Here is a 16367-nt window from a genome sequence, read left to right as displayed (position 1 = left end):
ATGAAAACCAATTTTTTCTCTATATCATCGATCAAACGCTTGCTGTGCGGCGGCGCAATAGCCGCAGTCATGAGCTGCAATACCCTCGATCTTAAACCGGAAGGCCAGTTAACGCTGGAGAATATCCTGTCTGACTACAACGGATTCTTAACTTACTCCTGGCAGTTCTACAATGCCTTTAATGGTTACACAAATGAAATGCTTGACAATGATCTGAACAGTGACTTGCTTGCGCTGGCCAACCCGAACGGGCAGTCGCAGTGGATTTGGCAGCAGGTAACTATACCGACCGCGGCAAACTCCTATTCCAGGCCCTATGCCAACCTCAGAACGGTCAATCTTATGCTTGATTACATAGACAAATCATCTCTGAATGAGGTTGATCGTGTGCACTGGCGTTGCATAGGCTATTTTTTCAGGGCCTATAACTATACGAACCTGATCAACCTGTACGGCGATGTGCCGTATGTAGACAAGCCGCTTAACGACCAGTCTGAAGAGCTGCTTGTAGCACACACGCCGCGCGACGTCGTTGCCGCCAACATTCTCAAAGATCTGCAGTATGCCGAGGCAAACCTTAAAAACGGCGATGGCGAAAATACGGTGAATGTTCATGTGGTCAGGGCACTTCTATCCAGGTTTGGCCTGAGGGAAGGTACCTGGCGCAAGTACCATAACCTGGCTGGCGCGAATACATATTTGCAGGCCAGTTTCGACGCATCGGCCAAGCTGATGGTCTCTTTCCCGGCCTTAAACCCGAATTATGACCTCGACTTTAACAGCGTCTCGCTGGCAGGCGTGCCGGGCATTATCTTGTACAAAGCCTACGTGGCCAACCAGGTTACGCATGGTTTGTCAACCCAGAACAGAAATTCATCCGGCCGGTATGACCTGACCAAGGCCGCGGCAGACATGTTCCTGATGACCGACGGGCAGACGCGCTTTACAAGTCCGCTGTTTCAGGGCGACAAGTCTGCATTTACGGAGTTCAGAAACCGCGACAGGCGGTTATACTACTGTGTGCCGCCACCATTCACTGTGGTAACCACGCCGCCAAGCCTCAACTTTACATACACATCTAACCCGGTCGATACCTCTTACTTCGGCATCATGCGGGCAATATCCGATCCTACGCACAAAACCCTGCCCACGCGCAACTGGAACGGCTTTGTAGTGCGGCAGGAACCCCATTATGTGGATTTTCCCAACGGACAACCTTATTCGGTAACTTATACCGGGTATAGATTTTACAAATACTACAACCAGCAGGTACAGGATGCCCAGGGGCAGGACATCAGCGACAGCCCGATCTTCAGAATGGGTGAAGTACTGGCCAACCATGCCGAAGCTGCTTACGAGCTGGGGCTTTTTAACCAGGCCGTAGCAGATGCTACTGTTAATAAGTTGCGTGCAAGGGGTGCTGTGGCGCCGTTAAATGTGACGAACATACCAAATGACCCGACAAGAGATCAGGCGGTTAACCCGGTGTTGTGGGAAATCAGAAGGGAACGTTCAATTGAACTGATCGGCGAAGGCTTCAGATTTGATGACCTGCGCCGGTGGAAAAAAATGGAATATGCGGTCAGGGAAAAACTGGGCAGATATATAACCAAAGGGACCGATGTGCCGGCCAACAGCATCATACCGATCCAAAACGGCGCAAGCGCCGGTTACATATCTTACCTGGGCGTACCGCCGGGACCATTCCCTGAGCATTATTACCTATACCCGATCCCATCAAACCAGATCGTGCTGAACCCTAAAATTACGCAGAACCCAGGCTGGAAATAGAGAAAGCCTGAAACTGCCGCCGGTGCAACGGGCGGCAGTTTTTTAACCGGAAAACGATGTTTCTTCAAGCCGGAATGGTGGTGCCGTGCCCGCCCCGGCCTACGGAGTTACTCGCGGACAAAACAATTGCAGGAGCCGGCTGTTGGATGCTGTAGCTGTGCGGAGATTTCCCTGGTCGTAGCAGCCGGACCATTCAATTCCCGTATTTATGGAAAACTTCGCTGGAGTTAACAGCTTTTTACAAACCTCTAATTTCTTTTATACCATTTCAATAGATCTGGATGGCAGGTATTCGTATGTCAGCCCGAATTATGATCGGAAATTCGCGTTTAACCGTGGCACCCTGCTTGGAAAAGATTTCCAGGTAACCTTACACCCCGAAGATGTGCGCATTTGTGAAGAGGTGGGTGCCCAATGTTTCCGGGATTCCTCGCGGCTTTTCGCCGCCACACTTAGAAAACATGATGGCAGGGGAGGTTATGTTGTCACGCAATGGGAAATGCAGGCTTTCTTTGACGAACGCAACGAGCCTGCAGGCATTTTCTGCATCGGGTACAACATTACGGAATTTGTCGAGGTAAAAGACCGGCTGGACAAGGCTTCCTCCCAACTGGATGAAATTGGGTTTATCCAGTCGCATAAAGTGCGTAAGCCTCTTGCAAACATTCTCGCGCTGACCGATCTCCTGGCTGATACCGGCAATGAGCAGGCGCATCCTGAAGTTGCACAGATGCTGAAACAAAGCGCCGGCGAACTGGACCAGGTAATCCGGGAAATTTCGAAAAAAAGTGCCTGACGGGTTTTATTTAAAAAAGGTGTTACTGTTCCGATCTTGACGAAGCGGGCGCTTCAGGACCTGCCTGGTTTTTGAAATGACTGGATAAAAACGTCCAGGTTTTCTTCCTTGCCAAGGCCAAGTTTTTGCTTTAGCCGGTATTTCGCCATCCTGATGCTTTTCGGCTCAACGCCCAGCCTCATGGCGATTTCTTTGGTTTCCAATCCCATTAAAATGTAAGAACAGTATTTAAGGTCCAGTTTCGTCAGGCTGTTCCCGGCTTTTTGCTGCAGCTGGTTGAAAAAATCAGGATGCATCTGGCTCAGCTCATACTGTTGTTCGTCCAGCCGCTGGTTCTGGCTCACGATCTGATCGATCTGGCGGGCGGTGACCTGATTGTCGGTTTGTTGTGTGCGCTGTCTTAAGGCGTCCAGGATGGCGTTTTTCTCTTCAATTTTGAGCACGCCTGCAATGAGTTGTCTTTCCAGCCACTGTGTTCGGTCCTGCAGGAGTTCCTGCTGTGCCTGCAAACGCTCCCGTTCCTGTTCTTTAAGCGATATTTTTAGTTCAGCCTCCTGTTTTTCGAGGGCAAGGCGGTCTGCTTCTGTCTGGTGCAGCTTTAGTTGCAAAGCCGCCTGCTGCATCTGCTGTTCGACAAGTTGTTCCTGTCTTTTGGCTGCCTTCAATTTATAATGATAGGACAGCAACAGAAACCCGAGCACGAGAAGGCCGGCAGAGCCAATGCCCAGGTAGAGCCAGAAAGATCGCCGGTTTAATTTGTCAAGTTCCTGCAGCCGCGCTATTTCATCCTGCTGGCGGCTTGCATGAAATTCAGCTTCCATGCGCTGAATGGTGGTAAGCTTTTCTGCGTCGAAGACTTTGGTGTAGTAATCCTGGTATTTTTTGTAATACGCCAGTGCGCGGTCATATCGGCCCGCCTGCTCGGCGATTCGCGAAAGGCCCTGCATCAGCCTGGAACGGGTCAGGTCTGCGCCCGAAGAAATGGGTTCCAGTTCGGTCAGCCCTTTTAAAAGGTATTGTTCGGCCTGGTTATATTGCCTGGCCATAAGGGCATATTCGCTTAACATGCCATAACAATTGGCTATCACCTCATGTCCTTTTGTGCGGCGGGCGATCTCAAGCGCGCTGTTAATATACACATGCGCACTGTCGCGGTATGGCCTTGGGTGGTACTTAAAATAGATGTTTGCCAGATTTAAGGCAGTGACCGAGGCATTGGTTTGGATGTAAATTTTCGCCTTGTTCCGCTCGTAGTAGTCCATTGCGTTGCGGTAAGCCAGTTTCGAGCTGTCGAGCCACCTGCGCTGTGAAACGTCGCGTTCAAATTTTGAGAAAAAGCTGTGTGCTACCGTCATCATGCCAATCTGAATATCGTCGGGAGAGCCGCTGCGAAACGCGGTGGCCAGACATTTTATGGCGTAACGACGCTGTTTGGCCGTGTCGCTGCCATAGGCGTAGATGCTGGATATGTAATGGTGAATCAACGATTGCTGGCTGAATGCCTGCGGACTGTTGACCTGCTCTGCCAGCTGTGCGCCTTTGAGTAGTGCAGTCATGGACTGATCATTGTTGCCGTTTACCAATTCGAGCCAACCTTTGCGCAGCCATGCGTAGGATCTGATCACATCATTTTTACTTTTCTGCGCGAGCAACATGGCGCTGTCTATCCATGCCCTGGCCTTTCCAGGGTGTTTCTGCTGCATGGCGATATAACCTGCCGTGGCGTAACAAAATGCGAGCGCGTCTGGATTTTTCTGCTGTCTTGCCAGGGCAAGGGCCTGTTGTGCCGTCCGGTGCGCTGAGCGGGGATTACTTTCATTGGTTGCACGGGCAAGCATAGCCATTTTAATGGGCTTATCAACGGCAGAAGCGGCCCTTATGACCCGTTTCAGTGAGTCGAGTGTCTGCTGCTGTGCTTTCAACTCCGGCCGGAACAATAACAAAAGAAGGAAAATTATACAGGATACACGTGGTTTTGAAATCATTAAGTTAAATTTTATGCGTGTTTTTGTTTGGCTTATTTAACTGGTAACTAAACGATTGGGTTGTCTTGTAGACGCTTTGTGTCTCGCATTTTCCAAGCTGTAGACACCTTGTAGTCGCCAATTGTTTGGACCTGTAAGCAAAGTCGCAGAATTTTGTGTCATCTACTTCACCAGAATTAAATGTTATGAAAAACAAAACGCTGGCTATCCTGGCCTATGTCACCATCATCGGGTGGATCATTTCCTACCTTGAATTTAAGAAAAGAACAGACAAAGACACGTTGGTAAGCTACCACCTTGAGCAGTCTCTCGGGCTGATTATCTTGTCACTGGTACTTGGAATAGCTTCCTCGATTCTTGTGTCGCTGGTACCGCCGGCTTACATCGTTTCGATCGTTGTTAGCCTTGGCACGTTCGTGCTGCTGTTACTTGGTATCATTGCTGCGAACAATGAAGCCAGGAAACCCTTGCCGGTGGTCGGCAAAATGTTTGAAGGCAAATTTGATTTTTTGCGCTCCTGATGGCTGCGTTCCGATCACCAAACACCTGGATAATGAAACAGATTGTGATTTTGCTTGTGCTGACCGCGGGCTGGTCAACTGCATTTGCCCAGTCGTCGGAGCGCCGGAACACGCTTCAAATGCAAATAATATATAAAGGAAAAACGGTATCGACCGAACTCAATTCGGTAAATACGTCGATAACGCGTTACCCGCCGGAAGAGGTGCCTGCAGACACCAGGGCAGTCAGCAAAGACAGCGCTGCGGTAAAAACGCCTGCAACCGCAAGGCCCGCAAGTGCGAACGATTCGTTCTACCTATCTATGGAAGCCAAAACCGTTCAGCCCGAGCTGCTTCGCATCCTGGCTGCCCCCGATGCATTGTTCGACGGCTCAATTACTGTGACAGATAGTTTCGGTAAAAATCCGCAGCGGACCATCAGGTTTAAAGGTGGCCGGCTGTACACTTATTCAGATCAGTTTGCCGGAATAGCATATAGCGAGCAGTACGGAAGCGCGGTCTTGTCAATCAGCTGCAATGAGCTGTCAATCGATGGAATACCTTTCCAGAAATAGCCCTGAATTTCGCCCACTCAACGCACATCAGCCGCTGGCCGGCTGATGTGTTCTGTTTGGCAGGACGACAGGCCGTTGGCGACGGCTTCGCAACCGGGCTAAAACCGGTAACCAATGCGTAGTTGCAGGTCTACCTCTACGAGGCTTTCATTCTTTTCGAAACCCGCTTGTTTGGAAAAGGAATAGGCATAGCCGACACCGAAGCCTGTTTCATAGTTAAAATGTTTCCCGATACTTCTTCTAATCCCCCAGCTGGGTATGACAGCGATCGCGCTGATCACAATCACGTCGTCATAATTGGAAATGACCAACCAATCAGGGTTGAAACGCGTTTTCAGCGACAGGTAATTTCCGGTGTTTCCGTCTGTAAGTTTTGCTTTTCTTGCTCTTCTGTCCAGGTTATAGTACCAGCGCGGCTCAGCGGCAAGAACCGGCGTCATTGCAAAACCTGTTTTCTCATAAAAGGAGCCACCCCAAAGATCACTGTCAAAGCCAAGTTCGCTCCGCAATGCGATCTGGCCGGAGAGTTTTGCCTCATGATGTGCCCAGACACCGAGAAAGCCGGTTTGGATGCCGAATACGGATTTTTCAACACTGGTATGTTGTGATTTGGCGGTAAACGCCATGCCAAGCAGCGCAATGGCCAGCAAATTTTTCTTCAAGTCGTCGCCTTATATGGTTTAGTGTTGGCTTGCTGAAAGCGTCAGCAACACCCTAAGATAGATAATTGCCCGGATCGGACAATATAGCTGCACATATTTCACGCCTGGTTTATGCCTCAGCGACTGGTCCGGCTCGGGAGGAGCCGCGGGCAGATTATCGATCTCTGAAGCCGGCTGACGATAACTTGTCTCAAACGGCAAATACATGATCGAAGAGATCCCTTCAGCGGCCGGCATGTAGCTTTAAAGTCGTTTTGCAGTTTAGTAGGTCGTACAATCGGTAGCATGTCATTGCCCGAGTTGGGGCGCGGTGGCTATTCCCGCCTAGATTTTAGCTGAATGGCATACTGAACCAAGATGACGTTATTTTGGATCGCTTAATGTTCTGAAAAGCTCCGCAATTGAAATCAGCAACCTGTTCTCAATGCTGATTTCAGACAGCCTGCTGCTGATTACATTGTTTTCACGGGAATTTATGAGAAACAGTGAGCTTTCACCGAACGAAAACAAGCGGTCTTCGGATGACAGCATGGTTGTATAATCTTTTACAAGATCTGATGCGGTGAGCCGCTGGGTTTTAAGCGAATCAATTTCAGCTTGCTGCGCCAGTATTTTATTTTTCAATGCAACACGTGTCAGGTCAAGATCCAGTTGTCCGTCCTGTATTTTAAGCTTTACCAGCCTGAGGCCGCCCCGTTCTTTTCTCAAGAACAGCGGAAGGCTGAAGTTGATACCAAGTTTATAATCCTCGAATCGATACCGGTCAAAATACGACGGCTCAGACAGGTAGTTGTAGCTCAAATCTACCTTGGGGAGGAGGAGGTTTGCTTTATACCGGCGCTCTATCTCCAAAAGGTCGATCTTGCCCTGCAGCGATTGCATTTTGGGATGCTGCTCAAGTTGCAGCAAGGCTGTTGCATCGGTAAGGTTCAGGCTTTTTGATGCTGTTTGAACGGCGTTTTCTTCCGGAACGATATTTTCCGCCAACTCTACGGGCACGTTTTCAATCCACAGATAGTTTGACAGTTCAAGCCGCGCCTTGGTCAGCTTCAGTTGCGCATCAGCAAGACTCAACCTGCGCGATTTTACCAGTATTCCCGCTTCAATGCTATCAATAGCAGGTTTGTCGCCTGCCTGTATAAGTTTTGTGATGCCAGTATACCTTACCCGCGCAAACTCAAGATACGTCTGGTATAATTTTACCTCTTCGAAAGCACGCTTCCAGCCAAAGTAAGCAAGGGAGGCAGCGTAGATGGCCTCGGTAGCCTGCAGCTTCTGTTCTGCAACGCTCAGCCGTACCTGTACCCTGGCCATTCGCAGGTCAGCCATTCTTTTGTTCACGAGCAATCCCTGCGCAAGGGGCACAGTGATCCCCACAGAAGCAAGACCGTTGCTAGGGGTCATGTTCTGCGGATTCACATAGTCACCTCGGCTGTTGTCGAACGCAGCCTTAACCTCAATGCCATACCAGGTGGGAATTTTGAAGCTGCTGTTTAGTAAGGAATAGTAGTTGGTTCCCTTGAATTCTTTTTTGTCGTAGTCGACTGCTATTTTAGGATCAAAACCGCCGCGGGCTGTCATCAGCTCAGCTTCTGAACGGCTGATTGTGAGATTAGCCTGCCGCGTCAGGGGATGGTACTTCTTAACGTAACCCAGGTACTCGGCAAAACTCAGCTGCGCGGGCAAGTGCGGCTGCGCCACTGCATCAGTTGCCCAGATCAGAAATATGACGATATAAATTAGGGGTTTCATTCGCCTTTCGCGGTTTCTTTTTTCTGTGTAGCCTGGTAATAGTTTGGCGGAAAGCCGTTCAACGTACGCCAGACCTCAAACCAAACCGGAACGGTTTCTAACAATGCGATCGTTTGTGCGCCTGCACCGATGCTAAGCTGCTTTGGCCATGGTGCATCTTTTTTATCGGGAGCAATCAATACCCTGTACTTGCCATTTGGGCTGATAAAATTTTCGATCGCAACGATCCGGCCGCCAAAAGTGCCATATGACATGCCGGGCCATCCTGAAAATACAATGGTAGGCCAACCATCGAACCAGACCCGTATTTCATCACCTTTTTTCAGCAGCGGAAGATCGATCGGCCTTACGTAGGTTTCGACGGCGATTTCATAACTTGCAGGCATGATGCTGACCACCGGGGCGCCCTCTTTGACCGTTTCCCCGATTCCTGACTGCAACGCGCGGTTTATATAGCCGCTTTGGGGGGCTTTGATATAATACATGCCATTTCGGATGCTGTAATTCACATACTGGTTTTCCAGTTTGTTTAGCTGCGCTTCGGTGTCGAACTGGCTGCTCAACGCTGTAAATTTATCGCTGTTGGATTTTGCAATTTTTTCGTTGTATTCTGCGGTTATTCGTCCGATTTCGACCTCAGCATTAATAAGGTCATTCCGGGCGGCGAGAAGCTTGTTTTCCTGCGTCAGTATCTTAGCTTGTGCGTCCTGCAGCTTGAGCCGCTTTTCTTCCACATCGGTAAGCGGTTTAAGCCCTTCCTTGTTAAGCTGCACCGCCCTGTCAAATTGCGTGGTGGCAATCTTCAGCTGGGTCTTTACAGCCTCGAGGTCCATGCTGTCACTTTTAACTTTGAGAACAGCCTGACGTATTTTGTTGTTCGCCTGTTGTATCTTCAGGCGCTGCTCACTTGATAGAGCACTCATCTGAGACTCAAGTGACTGCACTTTATTGCCGTAAGATTTTACGGCATTTTTCTTTGCGTCTACCTGTTGTTTCGTATTGGTAACGAGGTTGGGGTCAAAGTAATCTTCTTTTATTTCTGAGATAAACAATATGGTATCGCCTTTTTCTACATAATCGCCCTCCTGTACATGCCATTTTTCGATCCGTCCGGCAATAGCGGTATGTATGGTTTGCGGTCGCTGGTTGGGTTTTAGTGTCGTAACTGCGCCTGTGCCCGAGATATTCTGCGTCCAGGGCAGGAACAGTATCAGCAAGCCCAGCAGGCAGAGGCCGAGTATGATCCGGTTCAGTATTTTGTAATGCGGCCGGTTCGAAAGCTGCCGGATGGCCTCGAAATGCTGTAACGTTTCAAGCCGGGCTTTTTTATTATTGGAAATATTTAGCATGGCTTACTGTTTTGTGTCGTGAATGATCGTTCCGTTTTCCATTGTGATCTGCCGGGTTGCCCTGGCCTGCCAATGCGCGTTCGCCGATGACACGATCACCGTCCAGGGGTTTTCGGGCAAGAAAATAAAATCAATCAGTGCTGTAGCGGCATCCTTATCCATACGGTCTGTCGGGTCTTCAAAAAAAAGAATAGCCGGTTTTCGTACAATGTTCCGTGCCAGGAGTATTTTCTGCGCATTAGACGATGAAAGTTGTTTTCCTTCAGGGAATATTCTGGTGTTTAAACCGTCGGGCAGGGACTTGATGAATTGCGTTAGCTGCACGGCGTCGAGCGCCCATTTCAAATCTTCCGGTTGTATTGCAGGATCGTTGAAGGTGATATTTTCCAAAATAGTTCCTTCAAATGGTGTTTCGCCCTGAATAATGCGGCCTATTTTTGCCCGGTAAGCCGCGCTGTCAATCTTCACAAATGTCCCGTCATGCAGAGAAAGCGTACCGGAAGTTGGCTGAAGCAGTCCCGAAAGTATGCGGATCAGGGTGGTTTTTCCTGCTCCATTCTTGCCCTTGAGCAGGATCTTCTCACCCGGCGTAATGGTAATTGAAATGCCGTTCAGCGTGTATTTTTCAGCACCCGGATAGCGGAATTTTAACGAGTCAGCATTGATGGTTATGGCACTTTCGGGAACGATTGCTGTTGATTGAGGTTCATTTTCTATATCCAGATCTGTTACCTCGCCAATCTTCTCGACCGCCGTAAGTACATCGTAAAAACTTTCCAGGCCAAGGATGATCTTCTCGACAGAGTTGATGACTAAAAGGATGATGATCTCAGCTGCCACAAACTGCCCGATGTTCATCTGCTGGTTCAACACGAGGAGACCGCCTATGAGCAGCAGGCCTGCGGTGATGACAATCTTGAAAACGATCAGCTGGATAAACTGGCGCCTGATAACCGCGAAGTGCTTTTCGCGGTAGGTAAGGTAACCACCGACAATGTGATCAGTCTTTGACAGGGCAAAATCAAAATTAAGCTTAGCCCTGAAAGATGAGTTGTTTCGGGCTATTTCCTGCAGCCAGTCGGCAGCGCGGTACTTGTATTTTGATTCATTCAGGCTGGTTTCAAGGCCAGGTGCATACGAAAATTTGAAAATTAAGTAAAGCAGCCCGACCAGCAGCAGGCCAAACAGGATAAAAAATGAATGGTAAAACGACAGTAATATAATTCCGAAGCCTATTTGAAGCAAAGCCGCCGAAAAATCGATCAGCAGCTTAGACACCCCTTTTTGTATCGTTAGCGTATCGAAAAAACGGTTGGCCAGCTCGGGCGGATACAAGTTACTGTACAGTTCATCAAACCGTATCTTTGGCAGGCGGTATGCAAATTCAAACGAAGACCGTATGAAGATCTTTTGTTGCAGGTTTTCCGTAATGCGCAGCTGCATTAACGACATTAAGCCTACCAATGCCACGCCGGCGATCACAATAACGACCAGCACCATCCATGAAACGCTTACCCGGCCGCTTTGTATAAAGTTGATAATGGCCTGTATTCCGAGCGGGAGCGAGAGGCTGATGAGCCCGGCGAACAGCGCGTAGAAAAAGATCTGTGAAACATCTCTTCGGTCAAGCCGGAGCAGGCTGAAAAATCGTTTGGCAGGTGTCATGTTTACTTATTTAACACAGTGATCAGATGCATGTAAAAGTCGGTCGGGCTAACCTGATCATTGCAATCGGTAATGGTCTTGAAGTGGTCTTTGATAAAATGCTGGTGCAGCGCGCCTTCTACAATACTGGAAGCAAAGCTGCGGGGGTAGGGAAACTGCGGGTTTAGTTCCCCGATCATAGCAACGATCCGGTTAACAACCTGCTTGTAGATCAGAAAAAAACCTGCTTTATTCTCCTCATCCACCTCTTTGGTCAGGAACGTTTTGGTAAATTCGACGATAATGATCCTGTTGAGCGTAGACTCATTGATAAAGTCGGTGCTTTCATTATTCTGTATTTTTTCGGTCACCAGCGACACTGCCTTGCGTAATTTTTCGAGGGGGTCGGCAATGTTATTTGTCGCAAATACGATGCGGTATTCCATCCAGCTCCAATACCATGACGACAGGTAAACCAGGAGCTTGTGCTTGTTTTCAAAATACCTGTAAACCGAACTCTCATTTGACCCGATGCGCTCGCCAAGCTTTTTGAAGGTAAAGCTGTCAAAGCCTATTTCGTCTATCAGCGTGATGCTCTCGCGTATGATCTTTCGCCCAAGCTGCGAGGTCTCGGGATCTTTCAGGTATATTTTCGGGTTTACCTGTATTTTGAGGCTTGCAAGTAAATTATTCATTATTCACGATATGCATGCAATAATAATAGCTTTACTATTAAATATGAACAGAATAGTTTCATTTTTTTGTCAAACCACTTGTTAGCGATTGCTGACATCGTGAGCCTGCAGGAGGTCCGGATCCCAAGCCCTTGCGCGTTCGGACACAGTAAGACCTGGTAGGTATGCGGGACGATTCTTTAACCGCACGCAGATTTTGCCAAATGGCAAAGACATCCTGAATAATGATTGATAACTTCACCGGATGGAAAAACTTATCGACTATTTTCTGCAGTTCGGCAATTTAAACAAACAGCAAATTGAGCTCGTTTTAAAAAATGTAACCGAAGTTAGCCTTTCCAAAGACACGTATTTTGTAGAAGCAGGCAAGCCGTTTGATCAGGTTGCCTATATCCTCGAAGGTGTGTTGCGTATCTGCTATTACGACAATAGGGGCGAGGAGATCACCAAGTATTTTATCGATGAAAATCACCTGGTTAAAAACCCATACCAGGGCGAACCGCTAACCGAATACATTCAGGCCGTAACTGATTGTAAACTGCTTGTTTTTTCTGCCAGGCACTGGCTCGACCTGTCAAATACGATTGTGGGCTGGGAAGGCATCGTTAACAACATTTTACAACGCTCGCTGATGGAAAAATTAGACAGGAGAAGTGCCCTTGTGTCTGAGGACGCAACAACCCGGTACCTGACATTTCTGGAAAAGTTTCCAACCCTTGCCAACCGCGTTTCACTTGCACATATCGCATCCTACCTGGGAATTACACAATCATCGTTAAGCAGGATCAGGAAAAATATCCGTTAAATGCTTTTTGCCAAATGGCAAATGCTTTGCGCCTTTATGCCCGCACCTTTGCATGGTCAACTTAAAAAATCAAAAGATGAACACGACAAAGACAATCACAATCGGCAGAAACACTGCAAACCCGTTAACAGTGAAACGGCTTGGTTATGGAACAATGCGGCTTACCGGCGAACAGGTGTGGGGCGAGCCTGCAAACAGGGCAGAAGCCCTGGAATTACTGCAGGCAACAACGGCTGTTGGCGTAGATTTTTTGGATACGGCCGATTATTACGGCGAAGACGTAGCCAACCGACTGATTGCCGAAGCGTTATACCCCTACCAGGACAACCTGGTGATCTGTACCAAAGTGGGGGCAAGCCGTGGCGCAGATAAAAGCTGGAATATATATGACCGCCCTGAGAATTTAAGGACAAGTATTGAGCGAAACCTGAAAACACTGAAAATGAAGCAGATACAATTGGTTCATTTTCGGGTAATGCCTGGCACTGATACCCCTTTTGAAGAATCAATGGCTGCGATGTTCGAACTGCAAAGGGAGGGCAAGATCCTGCATGTAGGACTGAGCAACGTAACCCCAGACGAATTAAATAAAGCACTGGGAATGGGGAAAATTGCAAGTGTTGAAAACGCGTTCGGCTATGAACAGCGTACATCTTTTACGGTTCACGGGCAGGAAGTCAGGGGACTGCAGGAGGTTATGGAGGCCTGCATTACAAATGGAATCCCGATGATCCCGTTCTTTTCTTTGCAGAGCTCTTTGCCGAACAAGGAAAATAAGATTTCCGTTATCGCCGAAAAATATGGAGCCACACCGGCGCAAATCAATCTGGCCTGGCTGCTGCATTATAACGATCTAATTCTTCCAATTCCCGGCACCTCAAAACTGAGTCATTTCCGCGAAAATGTTAAAGCAGCAGAGATTCAGCTTTCGAAGGAAGATATGGAATTTTTGGGGTAGGATCATTTACTGTCAATTACTTCTTCTTTATATTCAGCAGTGAAACCGCTTTAAACTCCTCATCAGATCAACACGCGGTCAATCCGAGGAAAGCAAAAGAAAACAGGCATTTTGAAAAGATAAAGCCTGTTTCTTACGCGAGTTGGGTTTTGTCGTTTATCGGAGTAAGCTTCGCCCAGTTTTGTACCCGATCACTACACACGAACTTGTCTGTTATTGCCAGATCAGGTAATTCGTATCATGCATGCGCTTTGCGCTTGCTTGTCTAAAATGGCTTTTATCACAGCCCGGCTAAATTATTTCAAAACGCCTGGTATGCCTGGTCTTGATAATTTGCAATGAAGGCAGCCACATCTTGTGATGAAAGGGAACTCAATTTAGCGGGAAGAATCAAACAACAGATGCCAGAGGGGTCGAACAGTTGCTGACGGACATTCATAAGCTCGATAAAATCTAATCAGCTACTTATTAAGCAATAATAAATTGCTTTTACAGGTTTAAGAGAGAATACTTTAATATCACTTATAAAGCACTTAAAGCGAGGCACATTTCTCCCCACAAGGGACGAAATTTTATTCTAAAGCCTTTTGGACTTCCTGTAGGGTATCATTCAATCTGTCCTAAAACGAGTAGTAACGCTCCTTCCCACACTGGCAAAGGGAGTTAAAAAATATAGTGTTCCAGGATGGATAGACAAGATTAGTTACGTTCCGGGTTTTTTAGGATTAAGTTTGATTTATATTTAAATGAATAAATTTAGGATATTGCGTTTATGCCTGCCGATAAACGACTTAACCATCCCTGTCTCACGGTTTTTTTGAGTGTTTTGTAAGTATTTCACTTAATATCTATGCTTATTCCCCGACAGAAATTTATTGAGATATGTAATTACGATCAGATCAACTTACTATGAAAAAACTTACTTTGCTCATACTATTAATTTTAACTTCTACATCTTCACTTCTGGCCCAACGTGAAGTAAAGTCGAAAGTTTCCAATACTCGGAATATCAATTATATGGTGTCCGAATTACAAGGCAGAATTGCAATAAGCTACTTTGACAGAACCAAAGGAGAAATGCTAATTTCCAAACTTAACAGTATGTTGATGAACCATTCATTGGATACCTCTTCTATCGAAAATGCGGCTGCTGAAATCACTAAGATGTTAAGGGCAGAAACTAACGACAAACATTTTAGTTTAATAGTCCTTGATAAAGCAGAACAAGCTAAGCGGACTCTGGACGAGGCCAGCAATGTCGGCGCAGGATTTAGTGAAATTAAGATACTGAATAAAAATATCGGTTACTTAAAGTGGGACTTTTGTATTGATGGTGAAAAATCTATTAATAGGATTAAAGAAGCACTTGACTTTCTGGAGGGCTGTTCCGCACTAATCATAGACGTGACTGAAAATCCTGGCGGTGGAGGACAAAGCGGCGCCTATCTGAATTCCATTCTTCATTCATCCAATGATTATCAAAAACTTTTAATAAAAAGGTGCACGGGTGAATCAGGCTGGCAACCAAGTGAACCAATCTATAACAGTAAGGATTTTGAACGTTATCATAAAATACCGCTATATATCCTTATATCAGATCAGACAGCCTCAGCGGCTGAATATTTTGCATTAACCGCAAAAGAGACTAAACGCGGAACGGTATTGGGACAAACCAGTGCCGGAGCTGGAAATCCTGGGCTCTGGAGTATTTCCAGTTTAAGCGAATCTGATAAATGTTTTTATATGTTCATCCCAACCTGTCAAATAAAGACTAAGGATGGTTTTTCCATCGAGGGTATTGGCGTAAAACCCGACATTGAGCTGAAATCTAAAGACAGAATAAGCGAAACGGTCAAGTATATTCTGTCTGATAAGTCAGGTAAATAAAGCAACAAGGAACGGTGAATGCAACGATGTCAACTATAAGTCGCATTTCGACGGCATGAGGTATCGGTATATTTGTATTGCTAGCGACAGCTGAAAACCATCAAAGGCATAAATTGAATGGCTTCTAAAACAACAGGCGGCAAGTGCAATCGTTCAATACGAACTAAATTTTTTTGAAGATATCCAGTTTCTCTCTTTCCGGGGCAGGAAGTCGCTCATATAATTCCACTATCTTCTCAATGGTATTGAACGTAGGTCGATCATTCAAGGAGCTTGCTTCAACGTTGAACTATTGTTACAGACGGGCAGAAGGTAAATGAACGAATTAGTCGTTTTGCTCTTGAGATGAATTTAAGTCTCAGTTTGCCGGCAGCCTGCCGAACAGGTATACTTACAATGGGAAGGAGAAGCAGGTTGAGCTTGGTATGAATGTAGTCAGGATTACCTCCGCGCCGTCTTCCGCTCTGCTGCGGCCGTTGCTGCGGTGATCCCAAGGGAGAGGCTTCATCAAAAAACGAAGCTGTCGCTCTGTCACGGATATAGTAAATTTCCGGATTACCTCCGCGCCGTCTTCCGCTCTGCTGCGGCCGTCGCTGCGGTGATCCCAAGGGGAGAGGCTTCATCAAAAAACGAAGCTGTCGCTCTGTCACGCATATAGTAAATTTCCGGATTACCTCCGCGCCGTCTTCCGCTCTGCTGCGGCCGTCGCTGCGGTGATCCCGATGGGGGGAGGCTTCATCAAAAAACGAAACTGTCGCGCTGTCACGGATATAGTAAATTTCCGGATTACCTCCGCGCCGTCTTCCGCTCTGCTGCGGCCGTCGCTGCGGTGATCTCGATGGGGGGAGGCTTCATCAAAAACGAAACTGTCGCTCTGTCACGCATATAGTAAATTTCCGGATTACCTCCGCGCCGTCTTCCGCTCTGCTGCGGCCGTCGCTGCGGTGATCCCAAGGGGAGAGGCTTCA

Annotated in this window: 13 protein-coding genes; 7 read left to right on the top strand and 6 right to left on the bottom strand. The window is 47.4% G+C overall.

Features of this window, described 5'->3' with window-relative positions; translation table 11 throughout:
- Together C7T94_RS14590 and C7T94_RS14585 are read left to right on the top strand one after the other, a co-directional pair.
- Window positions 1–1791, top strand: a complete 1791-nt coding sequence (locus C7T94_RS14590) for a RagB/SusD family nutrient uptake outer membrane protein (protein WP_107216160.1) — start codon at window positions 1–3, stop codon at window positions 1789–1791.
- 208 nt (window positions 1792–1999) lie between these two features.
- A complete protein-coding gene (locus C7T94_RS14585; RefSeq protein WP_107216159.1) occupies window positions 2000–2587 on the top strand; it encodes a PAS domain-containing protein in 588 nt (195 codons plus the stop codon).
- A gap of 53 nt (window positions 2588–2640) precedes the next feature.
- Here C7T94_RS14585 and C7T94_RS14580 read toward each other — a convergent pair whose 3' ends face one another.
- A complete protein-coding gene (locus tag C7T94_RS14580) occupies window positions 2641–4572 on the bottom strand; it encodes a LuxR C-terminal-related transcriptional regulator (RefSeq protein WP_107216158.1) in 1932 nt (643 codons plus the stop codon).
- A 185-nt stretch (window positions 4573–4757) separates the two neighbouring features.
- On the opposite strand from C7T94_RS14580, the gene C7T94_RS14575 reads away from it, so the two are divergent.
- Window positions 4758–5093, top strand: a complete 336-nt coding sequence (locus C7T94_RS14575; protein ID WP_107216157.1) for an import component protein — start codon at window positions 4758–4760, stop codon at window positions 5091–5093.
- Between the two features lie 32 nt (window positions 5094–5125).
- Window positions 5126–5647 carry a hypothetical protein gene (locus C7T94_RS14570; RefSeq protein ID WP_162618710.1) on the top strand — a complete coding sequence of 174 codons (522 nt, stop codon included), beginning with the start codon at window positions 5126–5128 and terminating at the stop codon, window positions 5645–5647.
- Between the two features lie 98 nt (window positions 5648–5745).
- Here C7T94_RS14570 and C7T94_RS14565 read toward each other — a convergent pair whose 3' ends face one another.
- The 5 genes from C7T94_RS14565 to C7T94_RS14545 form a co-directional block, all read right to left on the bottom strand.
- The gene (locus C7T94_RS14565) at window positions 5746–6309 is read right to left on the bottom strand and encodes a hypothetical protein (RefSeq protein WP_107216155.1); all 564 of its coding nucleotides are present in this window, start codon (window positions 6307–6309) and stop codon (window positions 5746–5748) included.
- A 363-nt stretch (window positions 6310–6672) separates the two neighbouring features.
- Window positions 6673–8061, bottom strand: coding sequence for a TolC family protein (locus C7T94_RS14560; protein WP_107216154.1), 1389 nt, complete (start codon window positions 8059–8061; stop codon window positions 6673–6675).
- Complete coding sequence (locus tag C7T94_RS14555) at window positions 8058–9410, bottom strand: HlyD family secretion protein (protein WP_107216153.1); 1353 nt, start codon at window positions 9408–9410, stop codon at window positions 8058–8060. Before C7T94_RS14555 ends, C7T94_RS14560 begins: the two co-directional genes overlap by 4 nt.
- A gap of 3 nt (window positions 9411–9413) precedes the next feature.
- Entirely contained in the window at window positions 9414–11075 is a 1662-nt protein-coding gene (locus C7T94_RS14550) for a peptidase domain-containing ABC transporter (RefSeq protein ID WP_107216152.1), read from the bottom strand.
- A gap of 2 nt (window positions 11076–11077) precedes the next feature.
- A complete protein-coding gene (locus C7T94_RS14545; RefSeq protein WP_107216151.1) occupies window positions 11078–11749 on the bottom strand; it encodes a TetR/AcrR family transcriptional regulator in 672 nt (223 codons plus the stop codon).
- A gap of 244 nt (window positions 11750–11993) precedes the next feature.
- Here C7T94_RS14545 and C7T94_RS14540 point away from each other — a divergent pair, with 244 nt between their 5' ends.
- The 3 genes from C7T94_RS14540 (at window position 11994) to C7T94_RS14530 (ending at window position 15399) form a co-directional block, all read left to right on the top strand.
- Window positions 11994–12554, top strand: a complete 561-nt coding sequence (locus C7T94_RS14540) for a Crp/Fnr family transcriptional regulator (protein ID WP_107216150.1) — start codon at window positions 11994–11996, stop codon at window positions 12552–12554.
- A 76-nt stretch (window positions 12555–12630) separates the two neighbouring features.
- Window positions 12631–13512, top strand: coding sequence for an aldo/keto reductase (locus C7T94_RS14535; RefSeq protein WP_107216733.1), 882 nt, complete (start codon window positions 12631–12633; stop codon window positions 13510–13512).
- Between the two features lie 909 nt (window positions 13513–14421).
- Window positions 14422–15399, top strand: coding sequence for a S41 family peptidase (locus C7T94_RS14530; RefSeq protein ID WP_107216149.1), 978 nt, complete (start codon window positions 14422–14424; stop codon window positions 15397–15399).
- Window positions 15400–16367: the final 968 nt, after the last annotated feature.

The sequence above is a fragment of the Pedobacter yulinensis genome (assembly GCF_003029735.1).
Classification (GTDB): Bacteria; Bacteroidota; Bacteroidia; order Sphingobacteriales; family Sphingobacteriaceae; genus Pedobacter; species Pedobacter yulinensis.
The sequence above is the reverse complement of the archived record's forward strand: the minus strand, read 5'-3'. Positions and strand labels throughout refer to the sequence as shown.